General features: G+C 39.4%; 7 protein-coding genes and 1 pseudogene. 4 read left to right on the top strand and 4 right to left on the bottom strand.

The genetic code is table 11. The annotated features are described in order from the left end of the window. From CAFE_RS04140 to CAFE_RS04125, 4 genes and pseudogenes are all read left to right on the top strand, one after another. A pseudogene (locus CAFE_RS04140) lies at positions 1–1,240 on the top strand (toprim domain-containing protein); the annotation flags it as partial. A 148-nt stretch (positions 1,241–1,388) separates the two neighbouring features. Next, positions 1,389–2,357, top strand: a complete 969-nt coding sequence (locus CAFE_RS04135; protein WP_156989880.1) for a helix-turn-helix domain-containing protein — start codon at positions 1,389–1,391, stop codon at positions 2,355–2,357. Positions 2,358–2,446: 89 nt separating this feature from the next. Continuing rightward, the gene (locus tag CAFE_RS04130; protein ID WP_156989879.1) at positions 2,447–3,106 is read left to right on the top strand and encodes a hypothetical protein; all 660 of its coding nucleotides are present in this window, start codon (positions 2,447–2,449) and stop codon (positions 3,104–3,106) included. Between the two features lie 218 nt (positions 3,107–3,324). Next, positions 3,325–3,966 carry a PBECR4 domain-containing protein gene (locus CAFE_RS04125; protein WP_156989878.1) on the top strand — a complete coding sequence of 214 codons (642 nt, stop codon included), beginning with the start codon at positions 3,325–3,327 and terminating at the stop codon, positions 3,964–3,966. A 427-nt stretch (positions 3,967–4,393) separates the two neighbouring features. Here CAFE_RS04125 and CAFE_RS04120 read toward each other — a convergent pair whose 3' ends face one another. The 4 genes from CAFE_RS04120 to CAFE_RS04105 all read right to left on the bottom strand — a co-directional run bounded on the left by CAFE_RS04120 (position 4,394) and on the right by CAFE_RS04105 (position 7,357). Next, entirely contained in the window at positions 4,394–5,017 is a 624-nt protein-coding gene (locus CAFE_RS04120; protein WP_156989877.1) for an accessory gene regulator ArgB-like protein, read from the bottom strand. Continuing rightward, complete coding sequence (locus tag CAFE_RS20595) at positions 5,017–5,172, bottom strand: cyclic lactone autoinducer peptide (RefSeq protein ID WP_156989876.1); 156 nt, start codon at positions 5,170–5,172, stop codon at positions 5,017–5,019. The genes CAFE_RS04120 and CAFE_RS20595 overlap by 1 nt, the downstream gene beginning before the upstream one ends. A 139-nt stretch (positions 5,173–5,311) precedes the next feature. Beyond that, positions 5,312–6,349, bottom strand: a complete 1,038-nt coding sequence (locus CAFE_RS04110) for a sensor histidine kinase (RefSeq protein ID WP_166525061.1) — start codon at positions 6,347–6,349, stop codon at positions 5,312–5,314. Between the two features lie 279 nt (positions 6,350–6,628). Next, the gene (locus tag CAFE_RS04105) at positions 6,629–7,357 is read right to left on the bottom strand and encodes a LytR/AlgR family response regulator transcription factor (RefSeq protein WP_166525060.1); all 729 of its coding nucleotides are present in this window, start codon (positions 7,355–7,357) and stop codon (positions 6,629–6,631) included. Positions 7,358–7,783: the final 426 nt, after the last annotated feature.

Raw genomic sequence — 7,783 nt, 5'->3', positions numbered from 1 at the left:
TCAAAGCTGGCGTTCAGACAGTACCGCCGGTGGACATTCCGGCGGTACTGTGACTGGCGCTCATGTAACCGGCGATATGGGTCATTTCCGACCGGCGTTTTGGGTCAAAAAAGTTCCGGCGTTGACAGTTTTTACTTTGGACGGCAGGTGGTACTGGAATTCTCAGGGAATTACGGACACGAACGGCCATGCGCCCCACGCCCTGGATTTTATTCAGAACTATGAGGGTAAGAGCTACAAAGAGGCCGTCTGCATTCTGGCCGGAACTATCGATCTCCCTGCTCCGGCCGAACCGGTCCAAAATATGAAGCTCCCGCCGCCGGAAGGAAAGCAGGATTTTATTCTTCCGGAACGCTCCGGCAATTTTCGGAATCTATTTGCGTACCTGGTGAAAGAACGCGGCTTTGATTCCGGATTCGTGAAAGACATGGTGGAACAACATAAGATTTTTCAGGGCATTACATACAACAAACTCCGGATCGTTGGCTATGCAAAGGATGGGACGGTCCGGTATGCGGTCAAAGAGAAATTCAAAGATGAATTTTCGAGGCTGCCCCGTATGAAAGAAACGGTCAATAACGGCACTGCGGGATCACCGTTTCACACACAGGAATCTCTTTCACCTGGTACGGTTCAGGAGCTGCTGAAAACGGGTCAGATTCGGATGTTCCAAAACCTGGTCATGGTCGGGTACGACAAAGACGGTATTCCCCGTTACGCTTCCATGCGGTCGATGAATTCCTCCGGCAAACCCGTAAAGGTTGACGTCACCGGTTCCGATAAGAGTTATCCCTTTGTTTTAGAGGGAGCTGCCGGCAACGAAACCGTCTGCGTATTCGAGAGTCCGATTGAAGCGATGAGTTATCGGATACTTTGTAAAATCACCGGCAGCGAACGGATCTCGTGCCCAATGATTTCCCTTGGCGGAGCCGCAGCCATGCAGTCCCTCGACCGGTATCTACGGGAACATCCTGAAATTCACAGTATTGTGATCGGCCTGAACAACGACAGCAAGGCGTTCGGGCATGACATCAACGCAGGCCGGAACGGTACGGAAAAGATCATGGATCGGTATGGCTCCGCTTACGCCGTCACAATGCATAAGCCGTTTCTCAACGATTGGAATGACGTCCTGAAGAACTTCCGCAAAAACCTGGAGGGAAAGCTGCCGGAGCCGGAACACTCCGTTTACATCCGACAAAACGTTTCAAAAGCGAAACAAGTAGGAATAGCAATATAGCGTCTGTTTCTGCGAGACTGGAAAACCCCAACCCGCACCCGCTTCTTAAACCATTAAAAACTCAGCCAAATTAGCAATAGACGCTCAATAAACGGTACAGGGGATTAGCTTCCCTGTGCCTTTTTTATATCTTGAGGGAGGAAAACAAATGGAACCATTCTACCTGTGCAACACCGAACTGCTCGGCCTATCCAACTCCACGGCCATCGTATATAACTTTCTTTGCAAGGTTAACAATGTTTTGACAAACGAAAGCCATTATGGAAAGAACAGCATCGCCAGACTCTGCCATATAAGCACTTCTTCTGTAGTACGAGCGCTGCGAACACTTTGCCAAAAGGGATTGCTGGAAATCCGTCACAGATTCGATGAACGCGGCAGGCAGACCTCAAACTACTATATCCTGATCGAAAATCCCCAGCTGAAACTGTCACCATGTGATGCAATATCGCCGCAACCCAATAGCATACCATCCGACACGAAAGAAAAGAAAAGGACTTCGGCGAACCCGCGTCTGTTTCCCTGTCGTCTGAATCTTTTCCAGCATCGTCTGACCGCCAGCGAAATCAAAGTCTATTCCTATCTGACGCTGCGAGCGGGCAGGGGCGGGAAATGTATGCCATCAAAAAAGGAAATCGCATCAGACTGCGGAATCAGCGTTTCTTCTGTTTGGCGTGCTGTTAAAGCGCTGAGCAACGCCGGTTTGCTCATAGTCTATCATCAGACCCGCAAGGAGGCTTTTGGAAACAACGGTACCAGTGTTAACCTCTATTTGCTAAATGGCGCTCACACAGAAGCACAGGAGCAGCCTGAAGTAGCCGTACAAACCGATTCAGAAGATTTATCCTCTTCACAGGCTCCGACCGCATCGGCACAATCTTCTCTTCCTGTAATCTTCAAGAAAGGCCTTTTCGATTCTACAACGCTGAAAACACCTTTTTTGCGCATCGGTGACACCCTCCCTCATTTCATCAGTGACACCCCAAGAACTAAGTCCAGAAAGAAAGCTACGGTTAACTTAAGGGATATAAAACCTCTCTCTAAGCTAGCTAAGTGGTATCATAGAACTGTTTCAAAACTTGCAGGATTCAAAAGTCACTCTGCAAAACTGGAATAGAAAATATGCGAATGCGCTTTGTATATGCAAAATCAGGCTTATTCTCTCAAGTTAAAAAAACTGAAAATTATCCTGACAGGAGAAAACAAATGGATACAAGTGAAAAAATCATCGGTCTGCCGATCCTGATTTCGGCTCGGCATCGAGTCGTACTGGATCAGGGGCTTTGCAGGAGATACGGAATTCCGGAAAACGGGCCGGTTCAGGCAATTATCGGTTCGGAAACCATCTCCATCTTTCCGGTCGGCGCGCAGATTCCTGCGGCAGAGCAGAAACAGGTTACGATTGGCAGATTCAATCTTCCGACGCGCTGGGCAAAACAGAACCATGCGGAAATTGGTCGTTATGCGTTTCTGTCAGCTACTGAACAAGGCTTGCAGATTCGTGTAATACCGTCAACACCGCAACAGTGCCGTCAGAGCCGTGTTCTAGGCATTCCAATCAAAATATTCAAAGGGAACTTGATCTATATTCCCAAGACCTTTTGGAAACACTTTGCGATCCAGCCGAACCACGGCCAAGTCATCCGCGAAGAAACAGATAACCGGCTGATCTTCCGGAAATACCGGCCTGAACAGTTTCCGGACGTAAAAAAGGTGCTTCTTGTTTACAGGAGCAGCATTCACGTTCAGCTCGAATGGATGAGCAAAAACGAGCTGAACGTTGGCGATACGGTTTGGCTCTTCGGAACGTCGGACGGCCCGATGGTTTCTACCAGACCCGCCTATGAGAACTTCGATTGTCGTTGACATAAATTGAGCTGGAGAGTATAATAATAGCGTAAGGTGGATGTGATGTTCACCTTGACCGTCGATGCGGAAGGCTCGGTCAGGGGAGTGTTTCGCGGAGGTCTATTTTACGGTTTGTGTATTGAACCAAAACCTGAATAGGCTATGCCGAAAGAAAAATACGCACAGGTAGCGCTCTGGGTAACCAGGGCGCTACTGTTTTTTAGGAGGAAAGCCAGATGGATTTGTTACAAGCGAGTGCAGTAGCTTTTCAAAAACTAACGGGGTCGGATTATGTAATTACAGCCAGAAAAAGAGAGCATACAATACGCGTTTCTGTCTTCTTCGAAACGGGGCATTTTTTTCACCTGATTGGGTTAAGTAAGCTTCGTGATATTCCTGTGCTTAACAATAAAAATAAAGGGAATGTTTTTCAGAGGATTTTAAACGGTGAAATCACATATGATACGATTAGCAAAAGCGCTTTTTTTGAAGCCATTCGCGACAGAATCTATTACTTTTCCGAGTTGGAAACACTGCTCAATAATGAAATTATTTTAAAATTCAATCAGAATAAAGCTCATTCGCTGATTCATGCAACTATGCTGTTATACCGAAAGCAGGATGATGTCTATTTGCATCTGTTCCTTACTCCAAAAGATTCTCAAAACGATATTCTTATCCCATGCTCCTTCTTTCCACGCAACGACAACAAGTACATACTGCATCAGGAAGTTTACAAGGTGATTCAAATTGAGCGTATACAACATCCGGAAATTCAGCGACCATTATTTGACCGGATCATCACGCAAGCCAGAAGACAGGCAGATGAACAAACAGATAAGTCTCATGTAAAACATCCATCAAGAGAAGAGAGATAAAAGCGGAACCGGTTCCGCTTTTCATCTCTCTGTCTCTCAAAATTTGCCGAGATCGAGATGCAAATCGTTAGCATAATGTAAAATTTGAATTCGTGCTAAACTCTCGTGGCGCAAAAATTGTCCCAAAAAATAATCCACGTGTCAGTCTAGATCCTGACGCATGGATTGATGGTGAGGCCAAGTGGGTCGGTAAGGATACTCGTCAACTTTACCCGATCTTTCTAAAACAATTCCAAGAGTCAATTTGAAGGAGTTCTGGATGATTCCGCATATAGTTTTCTAAACTTTGTGAAGGTTTGGCTATTTGATACCAGCGATCACAAAGATCTACAATTTGTTTGATGGCTTCAGGCTCTGAGACTTCATTGTTGGTAATCTCGCTGTAATACAACAATATGATCCCCTCACTTTATAAGATGCCGGTAGATTAGTCTGCTGGCTTATTATGAAAGAATGTAATTGAAACTGAGGGTTTATGTGATTTTGAGTTTTGCACAGTACCCAATATCAGCATTAAAGCAACAAAAGCCAGACTGATGCTTATAACACAAAAAATTCTAACAGATGCAAAGTACACAAATACTGAGATGAATAATTCAGCAAGTAATAATTTTCTTACTATAGTCTTATAATGATGTATTTCCAATAAATCTAAAGGCTTATTTTTATTGCCAACTGGTGATAGTACAAAGACAATGATTAGCGATAAAGAATAAATTCCAATAGAAAATGTCGGCATAATAGAGATCGGAAGAAGTTTAACGATAAGGATTGCAGAGCTGATCATGATCCAAGATATGAAGTAGCAACAAAGTTTTGTTGTTGCGTGAAACCCTCCGGCATAAATCCTTATTATCGAATAGAATACAATAAACGTCAATGTTTCAAGTTTGGCATCTAAACAAAATCCAACAACCAGCATTGTTAGGATATGAATACTCTGGAGAAGAGCGGTCTCCACTCCATAAAGATATATTTCATAATCTTCCGGAGATAAAAGACCGCCCTTAAGTAATACCTTAACCACCCAATTTGATACCTTTTTCAGCATTAGAATTTCCTGAGTTTCTGCACCCTTGTTGGAAGTTTCGCCTGATATGCAAAGAGTGGACAAGAGGTATTCGCGGACTTGCTTGCCTCACTGTATGCAAGTTTAGCTACAACTTCCAGGATTTTTGTTTTGGCGTTGACTTTTTGACCTTTCATTTTAAAACACCTCTCATAAATTGATATTTTCTATTATATTTCGACATTATAAAAAATCAATATCTTTGACGCAACTTACAGATTTCTCTCCCCAAATACATGTTTATTTACAAATCAGCAATATAATTCTAGAATCATTTTAATTTTGTATGGGAAACATTATGCTTACAGAGAATTTATTTTGATCAATATCAATATTTATATCTCCATCATATTTATCTATAGCTTGCTTAACATTAGATAGTCCTATTGCTTTGTGACCCATTTTATTAGACAGAAATCTCTCATTCCGTTTTATTATAGGATCGGCATAGGAGTTTAACAAATTGACTATAAGCATGTTGTTAAATTTATAAAGACGAAGTTCTATTTTACGATCATTTTCATTGACCTTTTGGCAAGCTTCAACAGCATTGTCAAATAAATTGGCAAAAATAGCAGTTATATCCATATCATCAATAAAAGATAGGTCTAAGTTCTCGACAGAATATGAAAATTTAATCTCATTCAATTCACATTTTTTTATATTTTCATTAACGATTATATTTAGAATTTTGTTATTACAATTGAACTTTAAACCCAATTCATCTATAATACTATTTAATTTCGACGTATATTCTAAGCCCTTATCGAAATGTTTAGACTGGTAAAGTTGGTTAATTATTTCTATATGATTCTTTACATCATGCATTATTTTTTGAGATTTGTTATATTCGATTTCGAGTTGCTGATAATAATTATATTGCATATCAACTTTTTGCTGCATTAGTTCTATTCTTTTTTGAAGTAAAGTGGATTTTGATATAAACTCAAAAAAATAAATTACACTCAAGTTTAAAATAGATGATAGCAAAGTCATCAACATCATAATATAATGAATACTTTTTTGATCCAGCTCACTATTGGCCGCCATAAGGGTTAAAAAATAAATGACGACTACATTAATAATCAAAAATAATACCAGAATTGCAAATTGCCTCATGTATACAAAATAGTTTTCTTGTTTTTTTAATAAGATTACTATAAATTTATAAAATAAAAGCATTATAATTTGAAGCAGAAATACATCCAAAAATAGTAAAATGGGATCTTTGTCATACAATGGAATAGAGCTCCCTGTAATGAGAGAGATAATAATAGAGATCAAGGCATCCAAACCAGCATAAAGCAAAATCAATAGAGTGATCTGCAACACTTTTTTAAGATTATTATTATTGTAAAGTGAAAAACCAATAATTATTGAAAACAATAAAAGAAATACAAAATTTAGGATGGGGTATTTAAACAAACAAATCAAAAACCATAAAATTCCAAATACGATCTTAGCAATTATGTAGATAAACTTATTATATTTTTTACTATACATGCTCTTCATGAAGTCGAAAACAATGAATGTTCCTACGCTACAAGATAAACAGTATGGAACAGCATTTAGAAAAAAAGATAACATTTCAAATCACCGCTTTTGAATCAAATTAAAATTGAGCTTTAAATACGAATGAAATTCCGATTTGAACTCAACGGCTCTTTTTTGAGACATTGGTATGATTGAGCCGTTCGTCATCAAAACATCATAACCCTGTATTTTTGAGATGTGTAATAGATTAATTACAAAACTTTTATGTGGCATTGAAAATCCATATGGTTTTAGTTTATTATAAACATTTATGATACTATCCGTTAAGATAAAGATATCATTATCATAAACCATCCTAATTTTATGATTTGCAGATTCAAAGTAAAATATTTTATCGGCTTCACAGGTTCGAAACCCTTTGTCTGTACTAAAAGTAAATATTGTCTTATCTGTCCCTTTTGTTGAGTATTCAATCACATCATTTAGTTGTTCAGAGACTTGCTTAAATGAAACTGGTTTAATTACATATCCAAAAGCTCTAACTGAAAATGCTTCACACTGATAATTATTATAATTCGTTACAAATATAATCTTAACCTGTTTATCTGTTTTTCTAAGTACTTTAGCTGTTTCGATCCCATTCATTGTGTCCATCTGTATGTCAAGAAAAATAGCATGAAATTTTTTTGTACTATTAATCAGATCATGTCCATCTTGATATGTAGATATTATAACTTGCATACAAATCTCATGACAATGCTGATAAATCATGGCTTTAAGGAGGTCAATTTCATTTTTATCATCATCACAGACAGCTATTTCAAGCATACGATGTGTCCCTCCTGCTAAGCATAGTGGTGACCTACAACGCCGGTCGAAAATAAATCCATCACCGGTCATATCGCCCAAAAATGAATAAGACTATTGTCGCAACATAATGGCTTTCTCAAGCCCAATTTGCCGCAAATCGCTTAATAATTGACCGCACCAATCTATCCGAGGCATAATAAACCAAATCTTAATAAAAGTAAGAAAGACTTTGAAATAAGCACAAACTCCACCGATATATGGCGAATGTTTGTGCTTATATAGTATAAATGAAAATTGAGATTACAGATATTCGATTCCGCTTATATGTAGCATCTAAACAAGCTATGCTGACTAAAAAACAGACTGGAAACTTAACTGTCACATTAATTTTTCGAAGTGCCAACATAATGGCAATTCATATTCAGGTTGCCCATTACGGCTCAT

The organism is Caproicibacter fermentans (assembly GCF_009746625.1).
Lineage (GTDB): Bacteria > Bacillota > Clostridia > Oscillospirales > Acutalibacteraceae > Caproicibacter > Caproicibacter fermentans.
This window is presented reverse-complemented; position numbering and strand designations above follow the sequence as displayed.